The sequence below is a fragment of the Synechococcus sp. H55.7 genome, assembly GCF_047462395.1.
Lineage (GTDB): Bacteria > Cyanobacteriota > Cyanobacteriia > Thermostichales > Thermostichaceae > Thermostichus.
This window is the reverse complement of sequence record NZ_JANSJD010000001.1, coordinates 31,421-58,331: the sequence shown is the minus strand read 5'-3', so window position 1 is coordinate 58,331 and position 26,911 is coordinate 31,421. Positions and strand designations below refer to the sequence as shown.

The 26,911-nt window shown below is 60.3% G+C and carries 21 protein-coding genes and 1 tRNA gene; 10 read left to right on the top strand and 12 right to left on the bottom strand.

What is annotated here, in order from left to right:
* Positions 1-49 precede the first annotated feature (49 nt).
* From polA to NW851_RS00270, 3 genes are all read right to left on the bottom strand, one after another.
* Positions 50-2,821: a DNA polymerase I gene (polA, locus tag NW851_RS00280; protein ID WP_414336486.1), complete on the bottom strand. Its 2,772-nt coding sequence runs from the start codon at positions 2,819-2,821 to the stop codon at positions 50-52.
* Positions 2,822-3,037: 216 nt separating this feature from the next.
* A complete protein-coding gene (recR, locus tag NW851_RS00275; RefSeq protein ID WP_414332824.1) occupies positions 3,038-3,637 on the bottom strand; it encodes a recombination mediator RecR in 600 nt (199 codons plus the stop codon).
* Positions 3,638-3,650: 13 nt separating this feature from the next.
* The gene (locus NW851_RS00270; protein WP_414332825.1) at positions 3,651-3,986 is read right to left on the bottom strand and encodes a YbaB/EbfC family nucleoid-associated protein; all 336 of its coding nucleotides are present in this window, start codon (positions 3,984-3,986) and stop codon (positions 3,651-3,653) included.
* Between the two features lie 199 nt (positions 3,987-4,185).
* Here NW851_RS00270 and NW851_RS00265 point away from each other — a divergent pair, with 199 nt between their 5' ends.
* Positions 4,186-5,082: a carbohydrate ABC transporter permease gene (locus NW851_RS00265; protein WP_414336483.1), complete on the top strand. Its 897-nt coding sequence runs from the start codon at positions 4,186-4,188 to the stop codon at positions 5,080-5,082.
* A 49-nt stretch (positions 5,083-5,131) separates the two neighbouring features.
* Positions 5,132-6,640, top strand: a complete 1,509-nt coding sequence (locus NW851_RS00260) for a UbiD family decarboxylase (RefSeq protein ID WP_414332828.1) — start codon at positions 5,132-5,134, stop codon at positions 6,638-6,640.
* On the opposite strand, the gene NW851_RS00255 is transcribed toward NW851_RS00260, so the two are convergent.
* Together NW851_RS00255 and NW851_RS00250 are read right to left on the bottom strand one after the other, a co-directional pair.
* Positions 6,637-7,848 carry an ABC transporter permease gene (locus NW851_RS00255; RefSeq protein WP_414332830.1) on the bottom strand — a complete coding sequence of 404 codons (1,212 nt, stop codon included), beginning with the start codon at positions 7,846-7,848 and terminating at the stop codon, positions 6,637-6,639. The two genes, NW851_RS00260 and NW851_RS00255, sit on opposite strands and share 4 nt — an antisense overlap.
* Positions 7,845-9,212, bottom strand: coding sequence for an efflux RND transporter periplasmic adaptor subunit (locus NW851_RS00250; protein WP_414336480.1), 1,368 nt, complete (start codon positions 9,210-9,212; stop codon positions 7,845-7,847). The genes NW851_RS00255 and NW851_RS00250 overlap by 4 nt, the downstream gene beginning before the upstream one ends.
* Positions 9,213-9,368: 156 nt before the next feature.
* Between NW851_RS00250 and rplS the strand changes: the two genes are divergently transcribed.
* The 4 genes from rplS to NW851_RS00230 all read left to right on the top strand — a co-directional run bounded on the left by rplS (position 9,369) and on the right by NW851_RS00230 (position 11,581).
* Entirely contained in the window at positions 9,369-9,761 is a 393-nt protein-coding gene (gene rplS, locus NW851_RS00245; RefSeq protein ID WP_414332833.1) for a 50S ribosomal protein L19, read from the top strand.
* A gap of 50 nt (positions 9,762-9,811) precedes the next feature.
* Positions 9,812-9,884: transfer RNA gene (locus NW851_RS00240), tRNA-Trp, on the top strand.
* Between the two features lie 61 nt (positions 9,885-9,945).
* Positions 9,946-10,758, top strand: a complete 813-nt coding sequence (locus tag NW851_RS00235) for a tetratricopeptide repeat protein (protein WP_414332834.1) — start codon at positions 9,946-9,948, stop codon at positions 10,756-10,758.
* Positions 10,759-11,158: 400 nt separating this feature from the next.
* On the top strand, positions 11,159-11,581 hold the full coding sequence (locus tag NW851_RS00230; RefSeq protein ID WP_414336477.1) for a hypothetical protein: 423 nt from the start codon (positions 11,159-11,161) through the stop codon (positions 11,579-11,581).
* Between the two features lie 291 nt (positions 11,582-11,872).
* On the opposite strand, the gene pgl is transcribed toward NW851_RS00230, so the two are convergent.
* Both pgl and NW851_RS00220 read right to left on the bottom strand, forming a co-directional pair.
* On the bottom strand, positions 11,873-12,604 hold the full coding sequence (pgl, locus tag NW851_RS00225; RefSeq protein ID WP_414336475.1) for a 6-phosphogluconolactonase: 732 nt from the start codon (positions 12,602-12,604) through the stop codon (positions 11,873-11,875).
* 94 nt (positions 12,605-12,698) lie between these two features.
* Positions 12,699-13,706, bottom strand: coding sequence for a phosphoribulokinase (locus tag NW851_RS00220; protein WP_414332839.1), 1,008 nt, complete (start codon positions 13,704-13,706; stop codon positions 12,699-12,701).
* A 330-nt stretch (positions 13,707-14,036) separates the two neighbouring features.
* On the opposite strand from NW851_RS00220, the gene NW851_RS00215 reads away from it, so the two are divergent.
* Both NW851_RS00215 and leuS read left to right on the top strand, forming a co-directional pair.
* The gene (locus NW851_RS00215; protein ID WP_414332840.1) at positions 14,037-14,927 is read left to right on the top strand and encodes a ferredoxin--NADP(+) reductase; all 891 of its coding nucleotides are present in this window, start codon (positions 14,037-14,039) and stop codon (positions 14,925-14,927) included.
* 58 nt (positions 14,928-14,985) lie between these two features.
* Positions 14,986-17,607 (top strand): leucine--tRNA ligase, encoded by a 2,622-nt coding sequence (gene leuS, locus NW851_RS00210; RefSeq protein WP_414336472.1) that lies wholly within the window; start codon positions 14,986-14,988, stop codon positions 17,605-17,607.
* An 88-nt stretch (positions 17,608-17,695) separates the two neighbouring features.
* Here leuS and NW851_RS00205 read toward each other — a convergent pair whose 3' ends face one another.
* A complete protein-coding gene (locus NW851_RS00205) occupies positions 17,696-19,258 on the bottom strand; it encodes a bifunctional orotidine-5'-phosphate decarboxylase/orotate phosphoribosyltransferase (RefSeq protein ID WP_414336609.1) in 1,563 nt (520 codons plus the stop codon).
* 150 nt (positions 19,259-19,408) lie between these two features.
* Here NW851_RS00205 and NW851_RS00200 point away from each other — a divergent pair, with 150 nt between their 5' ends.
* Complete coding sequence (locus NW851_RS00200; protein ID WP_414332844.1) at positions 19,409-20,800, top strand: TldD/PmbA family protein; 1,392 nt, start codon at positions 19,409-19,411, stop codon at positions 20,798-20,800.
* A 381-nt stretch (positions 20,801-21,181) separates the two neighbouring features.
* Here the strand turns inward: NW851_RS00200 and purU are convergent, their stop codons facing one another.
* From purU to NW851_RS00185, 3 genes are all read right to left on the bottom strand, one after another.
* Positions 21,182-22,030, bottom strand: coding sequence for a formyltetrahydrofolate deformylase (gene purU, locus NW851_RS00195; RefSeq protein WP_414332845.1), 849 nt, complete (start codon positions 22,028-22,030; stop codon positions 21,182-21,184).
* Between the two features lie 61 nt (positions 22,031-22,091).
* Positions 22,092-22,352 (bottom strand): hypothetical protein, encoded by a 261-nt coding sequence (locus NW851_RS00190; protein ID WP_414332847.1) that lies wholly within the window; start codon positions 22,350-22,352, stop codon positions 22,092-22,094.
* A gap of 3 nt (positions 22,353-22,355) precedes the next feature.
* On the bottom strand, positions 22,356-22,670 hold the full coding sequence (locus NW851_RS00185) for a TatA/E family twin arginine-targeting protein translocase (protein ID WP_414332849.1): 315 nt from the start codon (positions 22,668-22,670) through the stop codon (positions 22,356-22,358).
* 198 nt (positions 22,671-22,868) lie between these two features.
* Here NW851_RS00185 and secA point away from each other — a divergent pair, with 198 nt between their 5' ends.
* The gene (gene secA / locus NW851_RS00180; RefSeq protein ID WP_414336469.1) at positions 22,869-25,733 is read left to right on the top strand and encodes a preprotein translocase subunit SecA; all 2,865 of its coding nucleotides are present in this window, start codon (positions 22,869-22,871) and stop codon (positions 25,731-25,733) included.
* 13 nt (positions 25,734-25,746) lie between these two features.
* On the opposite strand, the gene NW851_RS00175 is transcribed toward secA, so the two are convergent.
* A complete protein-coding gene (locus NW851_RS00175; protein WP_414332854.1) occupies positions 25,747-26,667 on the bottom strand; it encodes a TIGR01777 family oxidoreductase in 921 nt (306 codons plus the stop codon).
* Positions 26,668-26,911: the final 244 nt, after the last annotated feature.

Sequence of the window (26,911 nt, the reverse complement as noted above, 5' to 3'; positions counted from 1 at the left end):
CAAAGTTTAACATTTCCACAGGGCTGGGATCCCTGGTCTGTCCCACGGTCTAGTTGGCTTCCTTCCAGTTGTGGCCGATTTGGATATCCACCACCAGGGGTATGGAAAGGGGCACCGCTCCTTCCATTTCTGTTTGGATCAGGGGTTGTAGGGCCTGCCATTCCGAGGGATCCACCTCAAACACCAGCTCGTCATGGACTTGCAGGAGCAAGCGGGAGCGAAAGTTCTGCAGCTTTTGCTGCAGGCGTACCATCGCCACTTTGATGATGTCTGAGGCGGATCCCTGGATGGGGGCATTTACAGCCGCCCGCAACTCGGCCAGTTTGCGATGGCCTGTCAGGCGGGACAGGTTGGGGAAATAGCGACGGCGGCCCAAGATCGTTTCTACGTAGCCGTGTTCTTCCACAAAGGCTTCGGTGGAGCGCAAATAGGCGAAAATGCCGGCGTAGCGCTCGTTAAATCGCTGCAAAAATTGCTTGGCCTCGGATAAAGAAACCCCCGCGGTGCGGGCAAAGCGCTGCGCTCCCATGCCGTAGATCACCCCATAGTTGATCGTCTTGGCTAGGCGGCGTTCTTCGCTGGTGATGTCTTGTTTTTCAAAGAGCAAACGAGCTGTAAGAGTATGCACATCTTCTCCTGAGCGAAAGCCCTCCACCAACGTGGGCTCCTGGCTGAGGTGAGCCAAAATGCGCAGCTCAATTTGGGAGTAGTCAGCCGAGGCCAATAGCCACCCCTCTTGGGGAATAAAAGCCTGGCGAATGCGGCGGCTGAACTCGGTGCGAATGGGGATATTCTGTAGGTTGGGGTTTGAGGAGCTGAGCCTGCCGGTGGCGGTGACGGTTTGGTTGAAGTCGGTGTGGACTCTGCCGGTGTCGCTTCTCACCAGGGCAGGCAGAGCATCCACATAGGTCGATTTCAGCTTGGCCAAAGTGCGGTAGCGCAGAATAGTCTCGATGAGGGGATGATCCCCCTCTAGCTTTTCTAAAACAGAGGCGTCGGTGGAATATCCGGTGGCCGTTTTGCGGGTTTTGCGAATATCCAGTTTTAGCTTCTCAAAGAGCAGGGATCCCAGTTGTTTGGGAGAATTGAGGTTGAAGGTCTCGCCGGCTTGGGCATAGGCTTGTTGTTCCAAACTTTGCAATTCTTGTTCCAGCTCTTGGGAGAATTGCCTCAAAAATTCGGTATCAATGCGAATGCCGACCCACTCCATTTCTTCCAAAACTTGGGCCAAGGGCAGCTCCACCTGAATGAAAAGATCCCACAGGCGCGGATCGGTCTGTTGGAGTTTTTCGGTGAGGATGGGCACCAAGCGATAGGCGCAGTAGGCATCGGTTCCGCAGTATTCTGCAACTTGAGGAATTGGAATATCGGCGATGGATTGTGCTTTGCCCAGCAACTTTTCGTAGCTGGTGGTCGGCAAATTCAAGTGGGTGGCTGCCAAATCGGCCAAGTTGTGGCCGGCTTCTGGATCCAAGACATAGCTGGCCAACATGGGATCAAATTGGATCCCTTGCAGGTGGATGCCGTGGGCGCGGAAAATGCTCAGGTCATACTTGCAGTTTTGTAGGCTTTTGGGTCGGTTGGGATCTTCCCAAAGGGGCTGCAGGTTTCGTTTCACCAGCTCCCAATCCAGGTTGGCTCCCTGGCGGTGGCCGATGGGCAGGTAGGCAATGTCCTGCTCTGACCAACAACAGCCGATCCCCACCAATTGGGCATCTCGGGGCTCCAAACTAGTGGTTTCGGTGTCCCAAGCTATGATCCCTGGACAGGCCAGCAGGTCTTGTCGCAAACGCTCCAATTGCTCCGGCGTATCGACGATGCGCACTGTCGGCAGAGAAGGGGCGGGATCCAGGGCAAAATCAAACCAAAGGGCTTCGTCCTTCTCTTGAGCATCTGGGGAATCGGCGGTGGCTGGGATCCCGCCCAAAATGGCTTGAATATTGCGTACTTGGGCGATGAGACTGTGAAACTCCAATCTTTCCAGCAGCGGCAGCAGTTCTTCTTGGTTAAACCCGGTTAATTTCATGCTTTCCCAGTCGGGGGAGAGGGGGACAGCGCAGTTGATCCGGGCCATAAATTGTGAGTGTCGGGCTGCCGGGATCCCTTCTTTGAGGTATTGTTGAACTTTTCCTTTGATCTCATCAAGGTGATTAAAAATCTCCTCCAAACTGCCGTAGCGTTCCAACAGCTCCGCCGCTCGCTTAGGTCCGATCCCTTTGACTCCGGGAATGTTATCGGAAGTGTCGCCGCAGAGGGCCTTGTAGTCCACCACTTGCCAAGGCCAAATGCCCAATTTTTCTTTAACCTGTTCGGGGCCGAATTCGCTGATGCGATCTTTGCTGTTGAGGTGCAAAACCCGGACTCTCCCATCGGCGTCGATCAACTGAAACAGATCTTGATCCCCGCTTAAAATCTGCACCCGGTAATCTGGGGGGGCCATCCTGCTGAGGGTACCCAAAATGTCATCGGCCTCAAAGCCAGGCACCACCAAAATGGGGATGCGCAGCGCCGTCAACACCTGCTTGAGGTTCTCCACGTCTTCGATAAACTCCGGCGGGGTTTCCGGTCGGCCTGATTTGTAGGTTTCGTCGGCCTCGTGGCGAAAAGTGGGCTGCCGGGTATCGAAGGCAACGGCTACGTGGGTGGGCGGGTATTTCTCTAGGACGTCCAGCAGCGATCTCAAAAAGCCAAAGCTGACGCTGGTGGGGATCCCGGTGGAAGTGCGCAACCCCCCCTCACGGCTGTAAGCAAAGGCGTAGAAGGAGCGGTAGGCCAGAGAGTGCCCGTCCACCAGCAGCAGTGTTGGAGTTTGCCAAGCCATCGCCCAGTACCACGAAGGTGAATCCAGCCTATCGGATCTGGGCTGGGCGCAAAAGGGATCCCCCATCCCTCAGGGCCGCCAAGACTCAGCCGGCTGCTGACAGGCCGGGCGCCCGAGAGTTGGGGTGGAATGACAACCAATGACAACTTCTGAACCCGACTGCCGTTTTGCTGGCTCCACTGCTTAGGTTGTTTTCTCAACCCCTGGTGGCGCGGTTTACAATTCCTGCCGGGCTTCTAGGGCACGGGCCAGGGTGACCTCGTCGGCATACTCCAGCTCGGATCCCATGGGTAGGCCGAAGGCCAGGCGGGTCATGCGCAAGGTGGGGGCAATCGGCTTCAGGTAATCCTTGACCACATGCATGGTCACCTCTCCCTCCACGCTGGGGCTGATGGCGAAGATCAGCTCCTGCGGCTTTTCCTGCGCCACCCGGGCCACCAGCTCGCGGATGTGCAGTTGATCCGCCCCGATCCCGTTCATGGGGGAGATCAGGCCCCCCAAAACGTGGTAAAGCCCCTTGAACTCGCGGGTGCGTTCCATGGCGATGAGATCCTTGACATCGGCCACCACGCACCACAGCGAGCGGTCTCGCTGCGGCGAACGGCAGATCTCACAGGGATCTTCCGCCGACCAGTTGAAGCAGATGGAGCAATGCTTGACGGTTTGCTTGGCCTCCAACAGGGCCTGGGCCAGGGCCTCGATCTCGCCGGCAGGCCGGTTGATCAGATGCAGGGCCAGGCGCTGAGCCGTTTTGGAGCCAATGCCGGGCAACCGCTGCAGCTCCTCGATCAGGCGAGCCAAAGGGCGAGTGTACATAGAAAAGAGCGGCTCAGCCCAACCCCAGCCCCGGCAGATTGATGTTTCCGGTCAGCTCCTCCATGCGTTTGCGCATCGTCTCGGCAGACTGGGTGTAGGCGTTCACCATCGCCGTCAAGAGCAAGTCCTCTACCACATCCGCGGATTCTTTGAGAACCTCGGGATCCAAAGACACCTTGAGGGGTTCTTGGTTGCCGTTCACCGTCACTTTCACCAGCCCATTGCCGGCTTCGCCGACGATCTCCATCTCTTCCAGCTCTTTTTGCAGCCTTTGAGCGCCATCCCGCACCTCTTGGGCCTTCTTGAGGGCTTCCTGAATTTTGCCGAAGGGACCAAAGCCTCGGGTCATGGGATCCTCTCCTTAGTTATCCAGACACTGCTGTTCTACTCTACCCGTTTCCTCTTGCCGGTAAAAGCACCCGAAAATGGAGCCAGACCTGCCTTCCTTAGGTTGCCCTTAACTCTGGCGGATTATCCTCACAACAGAACCAGCAGAAGAGAAACCCCAAAGCCCGTCTGCTCGTCGGTGTTCGCCGTTTGGAGGTGCCATGGCTCAACTGTTGCAGGATCCGCAATCGCCCTTAGCCCAGCCCATACCCTTATCCCAGAAGCCCTCTCCCCTGCCCTGGGGGCGCTGGATCCCGGAGCGTTGGTACGTGCATTTGGGCCTGGTGCTGGCCTGTTTGGCGTTGGGGTTTCCGGTGTTGTATGCCCTGATCGTGAGCACCCAAAACAACGCCGAGGTGTTCCGCTACCAATTGACCTTTGGCTCTTCGTTGGCCTTCAACTGGCAGCAGGTGATGGTGGCGCGCCACTTGGGCCACTACATGGTCAACAGCGCCATCGTGGCGACGGCCATCACGGTGGGCAAGACGGTTTTGTCCCTGCTGGCGGGGCTGGCCTTTGTCTACTTTCGCTTTCCGGGCAAGGGGCTGGCCTTTGGCTTTGTGCTCATGACCTTGATGATGCCCACAGAAATCTTGATCATCGCCCTGCTGCGGCTGGTCACCAACTTGGGCTGGGGATCCACCTACTACGCCTTGATCGTGCCCTTTTTGGCCAGCGCCACGGCCACGTTTTTGTTTCGCCAGCATTTTTCCAACATCCCCCGCGAGTTGGCGGAGGCGGCCCAACTGGACGGGGCAAACCCCTTGCAGTTTCTCACCCAAGTGCTGATCCCCCTGAGCTGGAATGCCATCGGGGCGCAGGCGGTGATTCACTTCGTCTACGCTTGGAATATGTACCTGTGGCCCCGCTTGATCGTGCAAGGCCGGGAGCGGCAGGTGGTGCAGGTGGGGCTGCAATCCTTGCTGAACTTGGATAGCTCCGCCTCCTATGGCCCCATGATGCTGGGGGCGATCATCGCCAGCATTCCGCCGCTGGTGGTGTTTATTGCCCTGCAAAAGCCTTTCATGAGCGGCCTAGCCCTCAGCCGCGACAAATAAATCAAATAAGTTAAGTTAGCGAGACCCTCACCCTGCGAGTACTCCCTTCATGCCCAGAGATCTGCGCCGTTTCGTTGCCCTGCTGGAGTCCCGTGGCCAGCTTCGCCGCGTTTCAGCCGAAGTGGATCCCGACTTAGAAATTGCCGAGATCGCCGATCGCCTTTTGGCTTGTGGGGGGCCGGCGCTGCTGTTTGAACGGGTGAAGGGATCCGCGATGCCGCTGCTGATCAACGTTTTGGGCACGCTGGAGCGCATCTGCTGGGCCTTGGGGATGGAGGAGCCGCGGGAGCTGGAGGAGCTGGGGAAAAAATTGGCCTTGCTCTACCAGCCGCGCCCGCCAAAAAGTTTTGCCCAGGCGGTGGAGCTGGGGCAGGCGCTGTTCAGCGTCTTCAAGGCTAGGCCCAGCCGGGATCTGCTCCCCCCCTGTCAGCAGGTGGTGCTGCGGGGAGAGGAGGTGGATCTCACCCAATTGCCCCTGCTGCGGGTCTATCCCGGCGATGCCGGGCGGGTGCTGACGTTGGGCCTGATGGTTACCAAAGACCCGGAAAATGGGATCCCCAATGTGGGGGTGTACCGCCTGCAACTGCAAAGCCGCAACACCATGACGGTGCAATGGCTGTCGGTGCGGGGGGCCACCCGGCATCTGCGCAAGGCGGCGGCCCTGGGGCGGAAGTTGGAAGTGGCAGTGGCCATCGGGGTGGATCCCGCCGTGATCCTGGCAGCGGCCACGCCCCTGCCGGTGGATCTCTCGGAGTGGCTGTTTGCCGGCCTCTACAGCGGCGAAGGGTTACACCTGGCCCGCTGTAAGACGGTGGATCTGGAGGTGCCGGCCCAGGCCGAGATCGTCTTGGAGGGCACCATCACCCCTGGGGAGGTGGCCCCCGACGGCCCCGCCGGGGATCACATCGGCTACTACGGCCCCCGCAACGAGCAGGCTCCTCTCATCCGCTTCCACTGCCTCAGCCACCGCCGCGATCCCCTCTACCTCACCACCTTCAGCGGCAAGCCCCCCAAAGAAAACGACCTGATGGCGCTGGCCCTCAACCGCATCTATACCCCCATCCTCAGGCAGCAGGTGCCGGAGATCGTGGATTTCTTTTTGCCCATGGAGGCCCTGGGCTACAAGGCGGCCATCTTGTCCATCGACAAAGCCTATCCCGGCCAAGCGCGGCGGGCGGCCTTGGCTTTTTGGAGCGCCCTGCCCCAGTTCAGCTACACCAAGTTCGTTATTGTGGTGGATAAAGATATCAACGTGCGGGATCCACGGCAGGTGCTCTGGTGCCTGTGTTCCCGAGTAGACCCGCAGCGGGATGTGTTTATTTTGCCGGACAATCCCTTCGACGCCCTGGACTTTGCCACCGAAAAACGGGGTCTGGGGGGCAAGATGGGGATCGATGCCACCACCAAGATCCCCCCGGAAACCGATGCTCCCTGGCGGGCTCCCCTTGCCCCGGATCCGCAAGTGGCCCGCCTAGTGGATCGCCGTTGGGCCGAATACGGCCTGGCGGATCTGGACTTACAGCCGGCGGATCCCCGTCTGTTTGGCTACGAGCTCTAAGCCCGTAGGGCCTCGATGGGATCCAGTTGCGCCGCTTTGCGGGCCGGGAAAATGCCGAAGACCAGCCCAATCCCCGTCGAAAGCGTGAAGGAAACCGCCACCGCCACCAGATCGATCCGGGTGGCCAAGGGGGTGAATACCTGCACAATCACCAAAACCCCGCTGCTGAAGAGGATCCCGAGCACCCCCCCGGTCACGGCAATGAAGATCGCCTCGGCGGCAAACTGTTGTAAGATCTGCCGGCTATCGGCTCCGATCGCCTTGCGCAGCCCGATCTCCGGGGTGCGTTCTGCCACCGAGATCAGCATCACATTCATGATCCCCACCCCGCCCACCAGCAGGGAGAGAGCCGCCGTACCCGTCAGCAGCACCCGCAGCAACGTCAAAATCCTGGCCGAGCCATCCAGGAGCACCTTCTGGTTGCGGATGATGAAGTCGTCTTCTCCCACCAGTTGGTGCCGCTGCCGCAGCAGGTTGCGGATCTGGAACTCGGCAGCCGGCAGATCGGCTTCGGAGCGGGCGGAGACAAAAATGGCTGTCAGCTCCAGGCCATAAGGGGATCGCCGCCCGACAAAGCGGTTGGCCACCACATCCACCGGCAAAAACAGCCCGGCATCGCTGTTGCCAAACACCGTCGGCTTGGAGCGCAAGGTGCCGATGACCTCGAAGGGCAAGTTGTTCAACAGGACGGTCTCCCCGATGGCAGCAGCAGGATCCAGGCCGAACAACTGGCCAGCGGCCTCGCTCCCCAGCACCACCACCGGTCGCTGTTCCTCGATATCCGCCGGCAAGAGGAAGCGGCCCTGCTCGATCTCCAAATTGAGCACCGACAAATACTCCGGCCAGGTGCCGGTGGCTTCATAGCGGCGATCCACCCCGCCCCGCACGGCCCGCACGTTGGTTCCAAGGCTGGGGACGGCTGCCGATACGGCAGGCACTTCCGCAACAATCGCCCGCAGATCTTCGAGGGTAATGGGGCGGGTGTTGCTCGCATCCGCCAGGCCCAAGCTGGAAGAAAAGACAATGAGCAAATTGGTGCCCAAAGAGCGAAACTGATCCACTGCCAGCTCCTGGGCAGCATGGCCAAACCCGGCAATGGCCACCACGGCGGCGTTGCCGATGAGGATCCCCAGCATGCTCAGCCCGGTGCGCAAGCGATGCCGTCGCACCATTTGCCAGGCCATTTTGGCCGCAGTTGCCAGGCTCATGGCTGTTGCTCCACTTCCTTGATCAGGGTTCCTATGCTCACTCCTGGCGGCAGGGCCGTAAAGACTCGATCCCCTGCCTGCAGACCGGAGCGGATCTGGGTAACGCCACCCTGGGTGATGCCCGTTTCCACGCGGCGATAGACAGGTCGCCGGGTTCGCGGATCCAGTAGGATCACGCCTTCCTGGCCTTCCTCGCGCAGGATGGCCACCGAGGGCACCGTCAAAGCCTGCGGCTGGGGATCCCCGATGAAATCCACCGAAACATTCATGCCGGTGCGCAAAAAGTCGGCTCCGGGCTCCGGCTCGACGAAGACCCGAAAGGCCGTTACCTCCCGCACCACCACCGTAGCGGGGGCAATTCGCTTCACCCGACCCTGTACCACGCGGTCGGGATAGGCCAGAGACCGGATCTCCACTGGCTGGCCCAGCCGCACTTGGGCAATTTGGGCTTCCGGCACTTCTGCTCGCACCTCAATTCCCTGGGCCAGCGCCAAAATCGAGCTGGAAGAAGCGGCAGTGGCATCGGAAGCGGCGGTTGTCGGGGCTACAAAGGATCCCACTTCGGCAAAGCGCTGCACCACCACACCGGAAAAGGGGGCACGGACTTCGGCCTCGGCCAGCCGGGATTGCCGTTGGGCCAGCTCGGCTTGCGCCTGAGCAATCTGAGCTTGAATTTGCTGCAGGGTTTCCGGGCGGCTCCCCAGTTGCAATCGCTGCAGCTCCTGCTGGGCCGCCCGCAAATCCGCCTGCGCCTGTTCCAGGCGGGCCAGACGTTGATCCAGCTCGCTGCGGGCTACTACCCCCGCCTGTGCCAGGGCCTGAATGCGCTCCAGCTCTTTTTGGGCCAGACCCACCTGCGACCGGGCTGCATCCACCCTAGCCTGGGCCGCCGCGATCACTGGGGGGCGCTCGCCGGCCTGTTGCTCCGCTAGACGGGCTTGCAGCTCTTGGATGCGGGCCTGCGCTTGCCGAATGCCGCTGGCCAGATCCCCGTAGTCCATCCGGGCCAACAACTGCCCTGCCACCACTTCATCCCCCTGATCCACCAACAGTTCTGCCAGGCGACCCGACTCGCGGGGGCTAACATTCACCTGTCGGATCGGCTGCACCTGGCCGCTTACCCGCAGACGTTGGGTGAGATCCACCACCTGAACCGGTACCGTTAATCGTTCCAGCCGTTCTGCCCGCTGCTGCTGAAGCTGACGCTGGATCAGGAGACCGCTGCCCCCTAAGCCAGCCAACAGCAGGCCCAAAAGCATCCAGCCAAAGGGAAATCGCTTGCGGCTGCTCTGTGGCAGGGGCTGATCTACAGGCTTGGGAGAAGACAGGGATCCCGTCTCAGTCTTGTCCGTGTGCAGGATCACAGAAAATCTCCCATTCTTAAAAAAGCTTTGTCTTTGTCTAGACTATTGGAAAAAGGCGGGGGGCGTAAACACGGTTTCCCGCATCCCTCGGCCAGCTCTGTACAGAAAACAGGAACGATTGCTACCATAGTTAACTGCCGGTAGCGCGGGAAGGCCATGAACGTTCGCATCAACGCTGAAGAGATCATCCGCTCCATCGAGGCGGCGCACCTGAAAAGGGATCTGCCTGAGATCCGGGTTGGCGATCAGGTACGGGTGGGAGTTCGCATTCAAGAGGGGGGCAAGGAGCGGGTGCAGGCTTTTGAGGGCACGGTCATTGCCATGCGCCACTCCGGCATCAACCGCACCATTACGGTACGCAAGGTTTTCCAGGGGATCGGCGTGGAGCGAGTTTTTCTCATTCATTCCCCGCGCATTGAGTCGATCCAGGTGCTGCGGCGGGGTAAAGTGCGCCGGGCCAAGCTGTTCTACTTGCGGGATCGGGTGGGCAAAGCCACTCGCATCAAGGCCAAGACAGAGAATATGGATAATCGGGAACAGCCCCTCTGAGGTTTGGGTCGTACCTGCTACACTGAGTAAGCGGGTGTGTCCCTGCCAATGCGTCCTTAGTTCAGTTGGTAGAACGTCGGTCTCCAAAACCGGATGTCGGGGGTTCGAGTCCTCCAGGGCGCGTTGATGTCAGACCCCTTGCGGTGACGGCTTGGGACCCCCACCCAAGGGAACTGTTGAAGCCATGAAGTTCGTTCCTGTACCCAACCTACTCTCTGCCCTCTTGCTGGGGTTGCTGCTTTGGCTAGGGATCCCTATCTGGCCCCCAGTTACGGCGGCAAACGCCAAGATAGATCCCGAGATCGATCGGCTGTTTGAGGAGGCTTTTGCTGCTACCGGGCGGGGGGATCTTGCCCAGGCGGAAGCCTTGTGGACTCAACTGTTGCAGATCCAGCCGCACAATCCGGCCTTGTGGAGCAATCGGGGCAATGCTCGTGTTGGCCAGCACCAATTCCAGGCAGCTCTGGAGGACTACGCTGAGGCCATTCGTTTGGCTCCTGAGGCGCCGGATCCCTATCTGAATCGAGGGGCTGCTTTGGAGGGATTGGGGCGGTGGCAGGAGGCGATTGCGGATTACGAACGGGTGTTGCAGTTGGATCCCAACGATGCGGCGGCCTACAACAACCGCGGCAATGCTGAAGCGGGGCTGGGCAACTGGCAGCAGGCTTTGGCCGACTACCGCCGCGCCACGGAGCTGGCTCCCGATTACGCTTTTGCCCAGGCCAACTATGCCCTCAGCCTCTACCAGATGGGCGAAACAGAGGCTGCGCTGCGCTTGATGCGGGCTTTGGTGCGCAAGTACCCGAGGTTTCCAGATATGCGGGCCGCTCTCAGTGCCATTCTCTGGGTGCAGGGTCGCCAGGGAGAAGCCGAAAGTCACTGGGTAGCCGTGCAAGGGCTGGATCCCCGCTACGCCGACCTGGAATGGGTGAGATCTGTCCGCCGTTGGCCACCGGCGATGGTGGCAGCTCTGGAGCGTTTCCTTGCTCTCAAATAGTCTCTCAAGCTTCAGTAGTAATAAATAGTGGGAAGGATCGCCTAGAAAATACCTGCAGACCCACCTCTGCGCATTGGCGAAACAGTTGCTGGGGATCCCCGCAGCCAGAGCCTCAGGTTACATCCTGTCTGGGGGGATGGGGGTTGCTAGATTGGGATCAAGCCGAGAGAGGATGCTGGCAGCAGGCTCAGCTCAGAGCCAAAGGAGGGATCCTGAGTGCTGCCGGCAGACTGCGAAAAAGACTGTGTAAAGGACTGCTTCATTTTTTGTCTGTTTTAGACTTATCGCGACGTGTGGTATCAACGTGGGTGCAATGGCTTTTTTCTCTCGCTCTTCTTTCTTCCTCTCTGATGGGAGAGGGGGACGGCGAAGCCACCGGAGCTGGGCAGGGCTGTTGCTCGTGGTTTTGCAGCTTGGGCAGCCCGCTGTGGCCCAGACAGAAACCCGGGTTTGGAGCGGAACCGGCCAAATTTTGAGTGGCCAGGGGCAGGGGGCAACGGTGCAATTGGTCTTGGAAACGGGTGGAGGACGTATCTGGACCCAATCGGGGCCGGTTTTGGATGCACCGTTTTCCGGCGGCCATATTTCGGTCAATAGCGGCGATGGCACTTGGCAAATCCAGTCGCAGGGGGATCAGTTGCTGGTTACTTTTTACCGCGGCGATCAGATCATCCGCTGGCAACTGCGGCCCATTGGCGAGCTCCCAAGCTCTTCCCCTGCGGTGCCATCCAGTTCTCTGAGCAGCGACTCCGCTCAGCCTGTGGCCCTGCCCGTCCAAGAGCTGGTCATCCCAGTACTGAAGAATTTGCCCGGCACCCCCTGAGGGATCCCTGCCCCGCCGGTTTTCAACTCCCCTCTCCCAGAGGGAGAGGGGCCGGGGGTGAGGGGCTGGGGGTGAGGGAAGCGCTTGAGGAGTGGCTTAATCGCGTTTAGCCAACCCGCCCTCTGTCGGCAGGACGGCCGCGGCAGCAAGGGCCGGGAGTTTCTGTGCTGGAACCGAGGTGGTTGCACAAAACGGCGTTGCCGGAATCTGGACGCGGTGGGGTTCCCACAATCGCTCCCTGTTGAAACGAGCAGCTTGCCCTCTATGCGTCAGCATGAGGGCGGGGGTACGTCACCTGAGCAGCGCGACGGCTGGGAGGGGCAGTTGAGCTGCCGCCGCCGCATCCAGCAACCAGAGCAGCCGTCCGTTGGGGTTGACGCGCTGGCAGGGTAGGTGGGCCTCGGTGGTCAGCGCCTCTTTCACAATGGCAGCTTTGTTCGCTCCGGTTACCAAGAACACCACCTGGGCTGCCCGATTGAGGACAGGGTAGGTCAAGGTTAGACGCGGCTCCGGCCCTTTCTGCCCCACTGTTACCCAGCGGTGTTGCACCTGCAGGGCGGCGGTGTCGGGAAATAAAGAGGCTGTGTGGCCGTCCTCCCCTACCCCCAGCCAGATCAGGTCGAGAGAAGGGCACTCCGCGCCGAAAAGCCGCCGCAGGGTCGCCTCATAGTCGGCAGCATCGCGAAGCGGATCCCCCACTTGGGTGGGCATGGGAAACACCTGATCGGCCGGGATCCCGATCCACTTCAGCAGGGTTTCTTGCACCATGCGGTAGTTGCTCTCGGGATGCTCCGGGGGGACGTAGCGCTCATCTCCCCAGAACAGCCAGGTTTGTTGCCAAGGGATCCCTTGGGTTTGGGCGAGAGCAGCATACAACTGCTTGGGGGTGCTTCCCCCCGCCAGGACCACGGTAAAACGTCCCCGCTCCCGGATGGCAGCCGCTGCCCGGCTTTGCCAAACCTCGATGGCCCGCTGAATGAGGACGGATCCCTCTGGAAAGATCTCCAACTGGAATCCCTGCATAGACCCAAACCTTGACGCTGACTCCCACCGGGTCAGCCTACCTGCAGCAACACCCTACCGGCAATCCCTCCTGAGCCGCTTGGGCGGGCAAAGGTTATGAAGCCACCGCCAACTCTTTGGCTTCGGCCTGGATTTGCTCGTAAAGGGCGCGCAGCTTTAGGCCCACGATAACCTGAATCAGGCCAGAGCCATTGCGGGATCCCGGATATTCTGGGTGCTTGCGCAACAGTTCCGTCAGCTCGCCGTAGTAGCGGGTGGACAGGTTGCTCAAGTGGTTCTCGATGTAGACGACTTCCTCCAGTTTTTCAAAGGTGCCGTCGATCTCCAAAATCGAAACCGGGTGATCGAAGTAGGTGGAAGGGCCGTAGTGGAGGCGGATCCCAGGATAGGAACAGGTCAGCTTTTTGCCGCAAGGGATCCAATCGATGGTGGAGCCTTCATCGAAGAGGTAAACAGGGTTGAAGTACTTGACCCCTTCCCGCTGAATCAGCCGTACCCGCAACACCTTGTGCTCCGGATCCAGCTCTGGCAGCAACTGGGTGGGCAGAACCTCGATGACGGCATCGGCATACTGCTTCTGCACATCGACATAAGCCTCAAAATCGGGACGGCGAGCCTCGATCGAGCGCAACACATCTTCGTAAGTGTGGCCCCGCTCGGCCATGTCCCGCTTCACCTTCCAGGCAATCTTGATCTCCGGCGCCAAATCCAAGTACACCTTGAAGTCCAGCAGCTCGCGCACCCGCTCGTCGTACATGGGATGCAGCCCTTCCAGGACGATGATGCGGTTGGGATCCACCCGCTCCGGCGGGTCGATGAGGCCGGTCTCGTGGTTGTAAATCGGCTTCATCACGCTTTGGCCATTCTTGAGCGCCTTGGCCTGCTCGTACATCAGGTCGAAGTTGTTGGCGCGGGGATCCAGTGCCGTGATGCCCTTCTCTTTGCGCTGGTAGCGATCCAAGGAGTGATAGTCGTCCAGACAAATGGTGGTGATCAGATCCCGGCCAAACAGATCCCCCAGCCGACGTAAAAACGTGGATTTGCCACAGCCAGAATCTCCGGCGACACCAATCATCACAATACGATCAGGACTGCTTGCCATGGGAACTCCTTGGGGACGGGCAGGGCAAAACTGAGAAAAAGCTGCTAGGAAAGTTACCAACTGTTACGGCTCTGCATGATACCACAACAGAGCCACTACCTCACAACCCGCTTGCAGGCCAGAGATATCAGCACCTTAAGGAACAATTTAACAAAAAATGCATATTCTTGGCCGCTGAGCTCGGCTGGGAGCAGTTTTTTGGGGGTGTCGCTCTCGGCATCAGCTCGAAAGGGCTGCCGGCTTCTCTGCTGGCAAGTTCCATTTGGCCAGCCGGGCTGCTATGGTGTTTGCTATCCATTTTCTCTCCAGTGCCAGGAGCAGATCGCAGTTATGGTTGCCAGCGCAGAAAAGCGAGAGGTTGTCGTCAATCTGTATCGTCCCAACGCGCCTCTGATCGGACAATGTGTGGAGACCTACTCCATTGTCGGCGAGGGGGCGCCCGGGCTGACCAAGCACATCGTGCTCAGCTTGCCGGATCCCAACTACCGCTACCTAGAAGGGCAAAGCGTTGGCATTATCCCCCCTGGCGAAGATGCCAAAGGCAAGCCCCACAAGCCCCGCCTCTACTCCATTGCGTCCACCCGCTACGGCGATGATGGCGAGGGGCGCACCGTTTCGTTGAGCGTGAAGCGGGCCGAATACGTGGATAAAGAGACGGGCCAGCCGGGGGTGGGGGTCTGCTCCGGCTTCCTCACCGATCTCAAACCCGGCGACGAGGTGATGATCACCGGGCCCTCGGGGAAAACCTTCCTACTGCCCGAAGATGAGAACGCCAACCTGATTTTGATCGCCACCGGCACCGGCATCGCCCCTTTTCGCGCCTTCATCAAGCATCTGTTTGAGGAGGATCCCAACTATCAGGGCAGGATCTGGCTGTTTTTTGGGGTACCTACCACTTCCACCTTGCTCTACCACGGGGATCTAGAGGCCTGGAAAGCCCAGTACGGGGATCGCTTCCGCGTCGATTACGCCATCAGCCGCGAACAGCAAACCCCCGACGGCAAAAAGATGTACGTGCAAAACCGCATGGCGGAGTACGGCGCTGAGCTGTGGGAGATGCTGCAAAAGCCCAACACCTACACCTACATCTGCGGCCTCAAGGGGATGGAAGACGGGATCAACAACGTCATGGGGCCCTTGGCCGAACAAGCCGGTCAGGATTGGAGCAAGTTCCAGAAGGAGCTGAAGAAAGCAGATAGGTGGCACGAAGAAACCTACTGATTTTAAAACTTGCGTAGCATGTAAAGGGTGAGCGCTTTTTCCCCAGGAGCATCAAACCGTGGACGCGCGCTACAATCCCCGGGCCATCGAGAGCAAGTGGCAGGCCCACTGGCGTGAAATGGGGCTGGATCGCACCCCAGAGTTGAAGGACGGGATCCGCAAGTTTTATGCTTTGTCGATGTTCCCCTACCCCAGCGGCAACCTGCACATGGGGCATGTCCGCAACTACACCATCACCGATGTGATTGCCCGCCACAAGCGCATGCAAGGGTACGCGGTGCTGCACCCGATGGGCTGGGATGCCTTTGGTCTGCCGGCGGAGAATGCCGCCATCGACCGGGGGATCCCGCCGGCCAAGTGGACCTACCAGAACATCGCCCAGATGCGGGATCAACTGCAACGGCTGGGGCTTTCCTACGACTGGGAGCGGGAGATAGCCAGTTGTTCGCCAGACTACTACAAATGGACGCAGTGGATCTTCCTGCAATTTTTGAAGGCGGGCCTGGCCTACCAAAAAGAGGCGGCGGTGAACTGGGATCCCGTGGATCAGACGGTGCTGGCCAACGAGCAGGTGGATGCGGAGGGGCGCTCCTGGCGATCCGGCGCTCTGGTGGAAAAGCGCCTGCTCAAGCAGTGGTTTTTCAAAATCACCGCCTATGCTGACCAACTGCTGGCCGACCTAGAACAGCTCTCCGGCTGGCCGGAGCGGGTGCGCATTATGCAGGAGAACTGGATCGGCCGGTCGGTGGGGGCTAGGGTTGTCTTCAAAGCGGAGACAGGGGAGGAGCTGCCGGTGTTCACCACGCGGCCCGATACCCTCTGGGGGGCCACCTTCATGGTCATGTCGCCGGAGCACCCCTTGGTGGACAAGCTCACCACCCCTGAGCAACAGCCCGTCGTCAAGGCTTACCAGGCCGAGGCTGCCGCCCGCAGCGAGATCGAGCGCAGCGCCGAAGACCGGGAAAAAACGGGCGTCTGGACGGGATCCTACGCCATCAACCCCGTCAACCAAGAGCGGATCCCCATCTGGATTGCCGACTATGTGCTGATGGGCTACGGTACGGGGGCCATCATGGCCGTGCCCGCCCACGACCAGCGGGACTTCGAGTTTGCCCGCAAGTTTGGCCTGCCCATCAAGCAGGTGGTGCAGCCGCCCGGCGAGGCAGGGGAGACGGCTGCAGATCTGCAGTCGGCCTGGACAGGGGAAGGGGTGATGATCAACTCCGGCCCCTTGGACGGGATCCCGGTGGGCAAAGGCCCAGGGCAGAGCGTAGAAAGAGCCATCGCCTGGTTAGAGAGTCAGGGCTTGGGGGAACGGCAGGTGAACTACCGCCTGCGGGATTGGCTCATCTCGCGGCAGCGCTACTGGGGCTGCCCCATCCCCGTAATTCATTGCCCCCACTGCGGGATTGTGCCGGTGCCGGAGGAGGATCTGCCGGTGCTGTTGCCGGAGGATGTGGAGCTGAGCGGACGAGGTGGCTCTCCCTTGGCCCACTTGGAGGACTGGGTGAAGGTAAAATGCCCCACCTGTGGCGCCGATGCCCGCCGCGAGACCGACACGATGGACACCTTCATCTGCTCGTCCTGGTATTTCCTGCGCTTCAGCGATCCCCGCAACGACCGCGAGATCTTCCGCAGAGACCTGGTCAACGCCTGGCTGCCGGTAGATCAGTACGTGGGCGGTATCGAGCACGCCATCTTGCACCTGCTCTATTCCCGCTTTTTCACCAAGGTGCTGCGAGATCAGGGGCTGCTGAATTTTGACGAGCCGTTCTTGCGTCTGCTCACCCAGGGGATGGTGCAGGGGCGCACCTACTACAACCCCAACAAGTCCGGCAAGGATCGCTGGATCCCGGCGGCTCTGGTCAAGGATCCCAACAACCCCACAGATCCAGAGACCGGCGAGCCCCTGCAAGTTATCTACGCCACCATGTCCAAATCCAAAGGCAACGGCGTGGATCCGGAGGAAGTGCTGGCCCACTACGGAGCGGACACAGCCCGCATGTTTATCCTCTTCAAGGCGCCCCCCGAGAAAGATCTGGAGTGGGACGATGCCGATGTGGAAGGCCAGTTTCGCTTTCTCAACCGCGTCTGGCGGCAAGTGTACGAGTTTGTCGTTCGCGATAGCGGGACGGAGTCCTTGCGGGGCAAAGCCGCCGAGCTGCTGCAGGCCCAGGTCGAGGCGGGATCCCTGACCAAGGCCGAAAAAGATCTGCGCCGCGCCGTCCACACGGCCATCCAGGCAGTCAGTGAGGATCTGGAGGAATACCAGCTCAACACCGCCATCGCCGAGCTGATGAAGCTGAGCAACGCCCTGGCCGAGGCCGGGATCCCGGATTCGCCGGTCTATGCGGAGGGGATGCGCACCCTGGTGTTGCTCTTGGCCCCCTTTGCCCCCCACATTGCCGAGGAGTTGTGGCAGGCGCTGGGCGGCCAGGACTCAGTCCATCGTCAATCTTGGCCCAGCCATGATCCGGCGGCTCTGGTGGCCGACACGGTAACCATTGTGATTCAGGTGAACGGCAAATTGCGCGGCTCATTTGAGGCACCGGCGGACGTGACGCCAGAGGAGCAGGAACGCTTGGCCCTTCAGTCTGAGGCGGCGCAAAAGTATCTGGAAGGGGCGACGCCCAAAAAAGTGGTGGTGGTGCCGAAAAAGCTGGTTAACTTGGTTCTCTAGCTGCGTCTGGCCATCGGGTTTGGGGTCGGCATGGCAGCCCTACCGGCTTTCCGTAACCGAACCATGTCGTTGTAGCTTTCGCGCCGCTCTAACTCCCCTCTCCCTCAGGGAGAGGGGCTGGGGGTGAGAGCTGGGAGAGACGATTAAACTGGGCTTCGTCAATGCGGCCGGCGCGGAAAAGAGTGGTTTTGATTTCCGAGAGGGTGAGAACGGCATGGCCGCGGTACCCCTGCTCTTGCAAACGCTCTCGCGCCCCCTGCTCGTGATCGATCAGCACCACAATGTCTTCCACCTTTAGCCCTGCCGAGCGCAGTTTCTCGGCTCCTTCCATGGCGCTGCGCCCTGTAATCAAAACGTCATCCACTACAACCACCGTTTCCCCCGGTTGGTAGGATCCCTCGATTTGCCGGCGAGTTCCGTGGGCTTTTACCTCTTTGCGGGGATAGATCATCGGCTTATTTAAGCGCAGGGATAATCCGGTTGCCGTCGGCAGAGATCCATAGGGGATCCCGGCAATCCGCTCGAAGGAAAGGGTTTCTAAAATCTCTGCGTAAGCCTTGAGAACGCGATGGAAGATTTGCGGCTTGGAAATAATGGTACGCAGATCAATGTAATAGGGCAAAGTTTGCCCAGAAGCCTGGACATAATCTCCAAATAGAATACAGCCGATGTCGTACAGCTCTAGGATCAAATCCGTATGAGGATTGGGCTGCAACAGACAGACATCCGGCACCCACAAGGTGCAAGCCGGCCCAGATCCCGACTGTCCCTTCTGAGAGCGAGCTGTTTCCGCGGTTTCTCGCAACTGGCTTACAGCCTCTTTCAAATCCTGGCGAGCCAACCAGTCCTGGGGTACCGGCAGCAACAGGCCCTCTCCATGGGCGTTCAACCCCGCCTGCAGACAAGCCTGCCAGTCCACGCCCTCTCCCCAGAGGCTGCGGGCCAAGATCAGCCGTTCGGGAGCAGCGGCGCGGATGCGACCCATCACTGAGGGATGCGCGGATCCCACTTCCAGCGCTACCTGTTCGGGTGTGCCCCAATGGCGGCACTGTTTCACCAGATTTAGGTGAAGGGGTTCCACGCTCTCTATTCCTTCCTGCTGCCCGGCGATGGCTTCGGCAGGGTAGTCCTGGATGGCGTTGGCCCCCGGATTGCTGGTACGGCAGAGCAGAAACACAGCTTTGTGAGGATAGAGCAAAAACGGAGCCACCAGATCCTGGCCTGCATAAGGATTGAGGGTGAGGGCATCCACATTCCAAACTTCAAAAGCCTGCCGAGCCAGAACAGAGGCGCTGTTCAAATCGGCGTACTTGGCATCGAGAATGACCGGGATCCCTGTGGGCACTCGGTGCAGCACCGCTTCCAGCAACTCCAGGCCGCCAGATCCCAGGGCCAAATAAAACCCCAGCGTCGGCTTGTAGGCGCACACGTGATCCTGCGTCTGCTCGATCACCCAGCCCAGCCAGTCCAGCAAGGCGGCCATCATTTGCGGTGTTGCAGAGGCAACCAGGTTGGAATCGGGCTCTCCCTTTGGCCTGAGGTGGGCAGGTAACAGCTCTGGATTGGGATCCAAGCCCAGCCAGAGACAGCTTTGGTTCTGCCGGCTTGCAGCCACCCACTTGTCGCTGAAACTCACCCCATATCTTTTCACCTGCAACGGTCGGCTCCTTGGCTTTTCTCATTGTGCGTCGTTCTCCATCCTCTCCTTTGGGATCCCTTCCCGTCAGGCCAAGGTTCGACCCCGATTAAGCCCACAATGAGGCTATGCTGAATTGAGCACCGCATCTATCCCCCTGTTGCCATGCGAGACCTTCTGCGCGACATCCTTCGAGATTGCTCTGGCTTTGTGGAACTGCGCTACCACAGCAAGGTGTTTCGCAGTGTCACCGCCGAGAAAGGCCGCCTTGAGCGCACCGCGGTTCGCCGCCGTTCCGGCGTGGGGGTGCGGGTGCTAGAGGCCGGCACCTGGGGCTTTGCCGCCACCGGGGATCCCTCGCCGGCTGCCATTCGAGAGGCCATTGCCGAGGCGCAGCAGGCTGCCCGCGCCAGCGCCGACTACCGCAAACACAAGTTGCAGGCTTTGCCCAGCGTGCGGTTGGCCCAAGGGGAGTTTTGCGAGCCCGGCGTGGGAGAGGTGCTCAACAAGCCTCTAGAGGCGAAGATCCAGTTGGTTTTGGAAACGGAAGCCCAAGCCCAGAAGTCTTCCGCTCGTATTAGCTCCGCCAGTTGCACCTACAACGAGATCTACGAGGAAAAAGCCATTGTCACCACCGATGGGGCGGATGTGGCCTTTCGCCTGGTGCGCCCCGAATTGCGGGTACAAGCGGTGGCCGAGGCCGATGGCCAACTGAGCAGCGGCGCCGAGTCCATCGGGGTAACGGGGGGGTGGGACTGTCTGTTCCGCTCGGATCCCTTGCAGATGGCGGAAAAGGCGGCTGCTACTGCGGTCGATCTCCTCTCCGCAGGCTACGCCGAGGGAGGATGGGCCACGGTCATTTTGTCTCCTTCCATCGTGGGTCTGCTGGTGCACGAGGCCATTGGCCACACCGTCGAGGCGGATTTTGTCTTGGCCGGCTCGGTGGCTGCCGGCAAGCTGGGCCAGCGGGTGGCCAGCGAACTGGTTACGCTCAAGGATTCAGGCCGCTCCGAATTTATGCCGGGGGCAGGGGGGACGCTGCCGGTGGACGACGAAGGCGTTCCCACCCAAACCACCACCATCATCCAAAACGGCATTTTGGTGAGCTACCTGCACAACCGCGAAACGGCTGCCCACTTCGGCGTCGAGCCTACCGGCAACGCCCGCGCCTGGGAATATGCCGATGAGCCCCTCATCCGCATGCGCAACACCTACCTCGAGCCGGGATCCCAGACTTTGGAGGAGATCATCGCCAGCACTCCCGACGGCTACTTCCTGGATGGGGCCAGAAACGGGCAAGCCGACTCCACCGGCGAGTTTATGTTTGGCGTGGAGCGGGCCTACCGCATTCGCAACGGCAAGCTGGCGGAGCTGCTGCGAGGGGTCACCATCACGGGCAATGCCTTTGAAGTGTTGCAATCGGTGGATGCCGTCTCGCGGGATTTTCTCTGGGACCTGGGATCTGGCCATTGCGGCAAGGGGCAGCCGGCCAAGGTGGATGCAGGCGGTCCCTACATTCGCTGCCGGGCCATTGTAGGCGGACAACAGACTGCTTAGCTGCTTCGGCGGGACTCTACCCGTAGGGTCGTTGCCACTCCCACCACTTAAGTCGGGGGATCCTTACGCAGCCCATGGACAGGCTCGTAAAGGGGTTGTCAATGCGCCCCTAGACAGTTCCCTATAGCCAAGCCGCAAAGTTCTGCTTACTTAGTCATCATCAAATAGCAATGAAACGTTATTGCCACGTAACGCTGTCACGAACGCGCTGGCCGCGCGGAGCCCTATCCCTAACTCCCCTCTCCCTCTGGGAGAGGGGCCGGGGGTGAGGGAGCGCTCCCTCTGGGAGAGGGGCCGGGGGTGAGGGAGTACTCCCTCTGGGAGAGGGGCCGGGGGTGAGGGCAGCGGCGCGGAGCGCTTATAAGCCCAGTTTTTTGCTCATCAAGCAAACACCACCGTTTTGTTGTGGTAGACCAGCACGCGATTTTCCAGGTGATAGCGCACGGCCCGAGCCAGGACTAGGCGTTCCATGTCGCGGCCTTTGCGGATCAGGTCGGCAACGGTATCGCGGTGGCTGACCCGCACCACATCCTGCTCGATGATCGGCCCCTCATCCAGATCTTCGGTGGCGTAGTGGGCAGTTGCGCCGATGATCTTGACGCCCCGTTGGTGGGCGCGCTGGTAGGGGTTGGCGCCGGCAAAGGCGGGCAGGGTGGAATGGTGAATGTTGATCACCGGCGGCGCCTGGCGGAGCAGCCACCCGCTCAGCACCTGCATGTACTTGGCCAACACCACCAGGTCGATGCGATACTCCTGCAGCAAGGCAAGCTGGCGGGTTTCTGCCTCTGCTTTGCTCTCTGGAGAAATCGGGATGTGATGGTAGTCGATGCCGAAGGAGCGGGCCAGCGGCTCCAAGTCGGGGTGGTTGCTGATGATCAAAGGGATCTCCGCCGGCAGTTCCCCAGCCCTCTGCCGCCAGATGAGATCCAACAGACAGTGGGGCTGCTTGCTGGCCCACACGGCAAGGCGACGGCGCGTGTCGGAAAAATGCAGTTCCCAGTTGGCCTGGATCCCACGGGCAATGCCCGAGAAGGCGGGGACAATTTCCGCCCGCTCCAGTTGGAAGCCCTCTAAGTCCCACTCGATGCGGCTTAGGAACAGCCCTGCCTCGGGATCCGTGTGGTGGTCGGCATGCAGGATGTTGCCGTCGTAGCTGTAGATAAAATTGGAGAGCTTGGCTACCAGCCCTTTTTGATCGGGGCAAGACACCAACAAAGTGGCCGTGGGCATAGAGGGTGCGAAGAGCTCGCCTCTTTACCCTAGGGCCTGGATCGGCCCCAGAGCAAGGCTGTCAATCGACCCGGTTGATCTCTGCCAACAGCCAGGGATCCACCGGCTGGCCATCCCAACGCTTCAGGTCGATGCGAATCCAGATGGTTGCCGAGGAGCCGGCAGGGGGCAGCTCCTGGTGAAACGAGATCTCGTAGTCGGAGGGGTTTTGGCCGTGCTGCCGCAGCCAGGTTTCCACCTTCGCCGGGGCAAAATAGGACTGCCCTTGCTCGAACAGGCGCGCGATCTCCAGGCCAAAGCAAAGCGGGTTGAAGCGGGCCATCGACTAGGCGGCGTCTGCGGTTGGCGAGTTGTCGGCTGTGGCGGCTACGGGTTCTGCCCCATTGGCGGGTTTGCCAGGCGGATTGGCTATGGCGACCGACTCGGCTTGGGTTCGGGCCGCTGCTGGGCGGACAGCTTTTTCCAGCTCCTGTGCCTCTCGGTTCAACTGCGCCTCAAACTCTCTGGAGGCATCTTGCAAGCTGCGCAGGGTTTTGGCCAACGTGCGACCGATCTCCGGCAATTTGCGCGGCCCAAAGACCAAAAGGGCCACCGCAAAGATGACCAACATTTCCGGCAATCCAACACCCAAAAAGTTCATAAGCCCTGGGATCCCTTCGCTTCCCTAGACTGACATTTTCTCGCCGCAGACCGCAAGTCACCGCAGGCCCTCTTCAGCCATTCCCACAGCTTAGGTGTTTTGTGCTCAGCTCGCCCAGGCCAACTTCTCCCTGGCCAGCCAAATCAAAATGGTAAAATTGCGTCATCAGTCAACTTCTTTATCGGCCCAGGCTTGCCCATGCTCCAAACCCTACAAAAGCTCCTTGGGGATCCCAACGATCGCAAGATCCGCCAGTACCGTCCTGTTGTCAAGCTGATCAACTCGCTGGAGATCGAGATCGCCTCTCTTTCCGATGCGGAGCTCAGGGCCAAGACCACCGAGTTTCGCCAGCGCCTGGATAGAGGGGAGTCCCTCGACGACCTCCTGCCCGAGGCGTTTGCGGTGGTGCGGGAAGCGGCCAAGCGGGTTCTCAACTTGCGCCACTACGACGTGCAGCTCATCGGCGGCATGGTGCTGCACGAGGGCCAGATTGCCGAGATGAAAACCGGCGAGGGGAAAACACTGGTCGCCACCCTGCCTGCCTATCTCAACGGCCTGACCGGCAAGGGGGTTCACATCGTTACCGTCAACGGCTACTTGGCCCGGCGGGACTCGGAGTGGATGGGGCAGGTGCACCGTTTCTTGGGCCTGACGGTTGGCCTGGTGCAAGAGGGTATGTCCACCGAAGAGAAGCGGCGCAGCTACAACTGCGACATCACCTACTGCACCAATAGCGAGCTGGGCTTCGACTACCTGCGGGACAACATGGCCACCGACATCAAAGAGGTGATGCAGCGGCCCTTCAACTACTGCATCATCGACGAGGTGGACTCCATCCTCATCGACGAGGCCCGCACCCCCCTGATCATCTCCGGCCAGATGGCCCGCCCCTCCGAAAAGTACCTCAAGGCGGCCCAGGTGGCGCGGGAGCTGATCCGGGACGAGCACTACGAAGTGGACGAAAAAGCCCGCAACGTCATCCTCACCGACGAAGGGTTTGAAGCCGCCGAGCGGTTGCTGGGGGTCTCCGATCTGTTTGACCCCAAGGATCCCTGGGCCCACTTTGTCTTTAATGCGGTGAAGGCCAAGGAGCTCTTCATCAAGGATGTCCACTACATCGTCCGCAACCAAGAGGTGGTGATCGTGGACGAGTTCACCGGGCGGGTGCTCCCCGGTCGCCGCTGGTCGGATGGGCTGCACCAGGCGGTGGAAGCCAAGGAGGGGGTGCCGATCCAAAACGAGAGCCAAACCCTGGCCACCATCACCTACCAAAACCTCTTCCTGCTCTATCCCAAGCTCTCCGGCATGACGGGCACCGCCCGCACCGAGGAAGCCGAGTTCGGCAAAACCTACAACCTGGAAGTGACGGTGATCCCCACCAACCGGCCCATCCGCCGTAAAGATGCTCCCGACTTGGTCTACAAGACCGAAAACGCCAAGTGGAAAGCGGTCGCCGAGGAAATTGCCCACATGCACGAGCGGGGCCGGCCGGTACTGGTGGGGACGACCAGCGTGGAAAAATCTGAGCGCCTCTCGGCCATGCTCAAGGAGATGGGGATCCCGCACAACCTCCTCAACGCCAAGCCGGAGAACGTGGAGCGGGAAGCGGAGATCATCGCCCAGGCGGGGCGCAAAGGTGCCGTAACCATTGCTACCAACATGGCCGGGCGCGGCACGGACATTATCTTGGGCGGCAATGCCGAGTACATGGCCCGCCTCAAGCTGCGGGAACGGCTGATGCCCAAGCTGGTGCAACTGGACGCCGACAACCCGCTGGGATCCGTTCCCATGCTAGGGCGGGGTGGGGGCCAGGGATTTGGAGGATCCTCACCTAAGCCGAAAAAATCCTGGACGGTGGTCTCTCCCAACTTTTACCCCTGTGAGCTGTCGGCCCGCACCAGCCAAGCGCTGGAGGAGGTGGTGGCGGCGGCGGTGACCAAATATGGGTTGAACCGCCTGCCGGAGCTGGTGGTGGAAGATCTCATCGCGGTGGCCTCGGAGAAAGCGCCGGTGCAGGATCCGCTGATCTTGCAACTGCGGGAGGTCTACAACAGCATCAAGGCCGAGTACGAAAAGGTAACCGAGGCCGAGCACGAGGAAGTGGTGCGGCTGGGCGGCCTGCACGTGATCGGCACGGAGCGCCACGAGTCCCGTCGCATCGACAACCAGTTGCGGGGCCGCGCCGGACGGCAAGGGGATCCCGGCTCCTCGCGGTTTTTCCTCAGCCTGGAAGATAACCTGCTCAAGATCTTCGGTGGCGAGCGGGTGGCCAAACTGATGGACATGTTCCGGGTGGATGAGGACATGCCCATCGAGCACCCGCTGCTTTCCAGCAGCCTGGAGAACGCGCAGCGCAAGGTGGAAGTGTATTACTTCGACCTGCGCAAACAGGTGTTTGAGTACGACGAGGTGATGAACAACCAGCGGCGGGCCATCTACTCAGAGCGGCGACGCATCTTGGAAGGGGAGAACCTCAAAACCAAAATCCTCGACTATGTGCGCAAGACTGTCGAGGAGATCGTGCGGGCCCACGTCAACCCGGAGCTGCCGCCGGAAGAGTGGGAAATCGACAAGCTGACCGCCAAGATGCAGGAGTTTGTGCCCCTGCTCAAAGAGAACCTCAAGGCGGACGACTTGCGGGATCTCTCCTACGAACAGATCTTGAACCACCTGCTCAAGCAAGCAGAGCTGGCCTACGAGGCCAAAGAGGCTTTTCTGGATACTTTTGAGCCAGGCTTGATGCGCAAGGCGGAGCGCTTCTTCCTGTTGCAGCAGGTGGACACCCTCTGGCGGGAGCATCTGCAGCAGATGGAGGCGCTGCGGGAGGCAGTGGGCCTGCGCGGCTATGGCCAGAAGGATCCTCTGATCGAGTATAAGAACGAGGGCTACGAGCTGTTCTTGGAGATGATGGACAACATCCGCCGCAACACGGTGTACAACCTGTTCATCTTCACACCCCAGATCGTGCAGGTGCCCCAGGCGGTTCCGGCGCAAGCGGTGGCTGCCAGCCCTGAGCCTGGTGCTGCTTCAGGGGTGGTGGAGGCCGATTTCACCGAAGAGTAAGCGCCGGTCTTGGTCAAGGGGGGAGGAGAATCTGTCGCAGTGCCTCTTTCAACTGTGGGTATTGGAAGGTAAAGCCCATCTGCAAAGCCGCTTGAGGGATCACTTTTTGCCCTGTCAGCACCACTTGAGCTGCCTCGCCCAACAGCAGTTCCAGAGCCAGCTCCGGCACGGGCAACCAGGAGGGGCGACCCAAGACCTGGCCCAAGGTGCGGCAAAACTCCTCCATTTGCACCGGGTTGGGAGCGGTGGCGTTGAACACCCCGGATCCCTGTTGTAGGAGGAAGCAGACCAAACTCACCCAATCCTCGCGGTGGATCCAGGAGAGCCATTGTTTGCCGGAGCCGATCGTTCCGCCGATGAAGAACTGGAAGGGGGCCAACATCTGTGCCAGTGCTCCTCCATCTGGCCCCAACACAATCCCTGTGCGCACGATGGCCAGGCGGATCCCCAATTCCTCAGCGGGCCGGGCGGCAGCTTCCCAGGCTTGACAGACTTCTGCCAGAAAATCTTGGGCCGGGGGATCCGCCTCTGTCAGGGGCTCTCCCTGCGGGTGGGAGCCGTAGTAGCCCACCGCCGAGCTGCTGATCATCACCTGGGGCTTCTGGTCGAGGGAGGCGAGGGCTTGGACAAGGGCTTGAGTGGTCTCCACGCGGCTGCGGCGGATTTCTTTTTTCTTGGCTTCTGTCCAGCGAGAAGAGGCCAAAGGCTCTCCGGCCAAGTTGACAATGCCCTCGTACCCTTCCAGGGCGGTGGCCCAGGTTTGCGGTTGATAGGGATCGTAGGGCAGCAGCTTGAGGTTGGGGGATTCCCCCAACAGGCGGCGGGCCTGGTCGGGGCGGCGGCTCAAGACCAAAACCTGATCCCCTTGCTCCAGCAGACGGGCCACCAAGCGACGCCCGATAAAACCACTCCCACCCGTGATGACAATGCGCATATGGGGATCCGACTGACCTCTACATAACTGCCCTCGTTCTTGGATCGGTGCGGGGCCTTTTGACAAGGGGAACCTCTAGCCTAGCGCGTTTTCTTGCCGACGTTGGCGATGGCTTGGGATCCCGTAATCGGTTTGCCGAGCTTGGCCAAGTGGCAGCGTCCGAAAGCGAAAATGTTTTGGGACAAAGCCTGACACACCGGGGAAAATCGGCTTCAATAAGCCCTAGCTGCGCTTCTTGGCAGCA

Bases quoted from the DNA above. Each gene is read 5' to 3' on its own strand.
- polA (WP_414336486.1), bottom strand. From the start codon at position 2,821: ATGGCTTGGCAAACTCCAACACTGCTGCTGGTGGACGGGCACTCTCTG.
- recR (WP_414332824.1), bottom strand. From the start codon at position 3,637: ATGTACACTCGCCCTTTGGCTCGCCTGATCGAGGAGCTGCAGCGGTTG.
- NW851_RS00270 (WP_414332825.1), bottom strand. From the start codon at position 3,986: ATGACCCGAGGCTTTGGTCCCTTCGGCAAAATTCAGGAAGCCCTCAAG.
- NW851_RS00265 (WP_414336483.1), top strand. From the start codon at position 4,186: ATGGCTCAACTGTTGCAGGATCCGCAATCGCCCTTAGCCCAGCCCATA.
- NW851_RS00260 (WP_414332828.1), top strand. From the start codon at position 5,132: ATGCCCAGAGATCTGCGCCGTTTCGTTGCCCTGCTGGAGTCCCGTGGC.
- NW851_RS00255 (WP_414332830.1), bottom strand. From the start codon at position 7,848: ATGAGCCTGGCAACTGCGGCCAAAATGGCCTGGCAAATGGTGCGACGG.
- rplS (WP_414332833.1), top strand. From the start codon at position 9,369: ATGAACGTTCGCATCAACGCTGAAGAGATCATCCGCTCCATCGAGGCG.
- NW851_RS00235 (WP_414332834.1), top strand. From the start codon at position 9,946: ATGAAGTTCGTTCCTGTACCCAACCTACTCTCTGCCCTCTTGCTGGGG.
- pgl (WP_414336475.1), bottom strand. From the start codon at position 12,604: ATGCAGGGATTCCAGTTGGAGATCTTTCCAGAGGGATCCGTCCTCATT.
- NW851_RS00220 (WP_414332839.1), bottom strand. From the start codon at position 13,706: ATGGCAAGCAGTCCTGATCGTATTGTGATGATTGGTGTCGCCGGAGAT.
- NW851_RS00215 (WP_414332840.1), top strand. From the start codon at position 14,037: ATGGTTGCCAGCGCAGAAAAGCGAGAGGTTGTCGTCAATCTGTATCGT.
- NW851_RS00200 (WP_414332844.1), top strand. From the start codon at position 19,409: ATGCGAGACCTTCTGCGCGACATCCTTCGAGATTGCTCTGGCTTTGTG.
- purU (WP_414332845.1), bottom strand. From the start codon at position 22,030: ATGCCCACGGCCACTTTGTTGGTGTCTTGCCCCGATCAAAAAGGGCTG.
- NW851_RS00190 (WP_414332847.1), bottom strand. From the start codon at position 22,352: ATGGCCCGCTTCAACCCGCTTTGCTTTGGCCTGGAGATCGCGCGCCTG.
- NW851_RS00185 (WP_414332849.1), bottom strand. From the start codon at position 22,670: ATGAACTTTTTGGGTGTTGGATTGCCGGAAATGTTGGTCATCTTTGCG.
- secA (WP_414336469.1), top strand. From the start codon at position 22,869: ATGCTCCAAACCCTACAAAAGCTCCTTGGGGATCCCAACGATCGCAAG.
- NW851_RS00175 (WP_414332854.1), bottom strand. From the start codon at position 26,667: ATGCGCATTGTCATCACGGGTGGGAGTGGTTTTATCGGGCGTCGCTTG.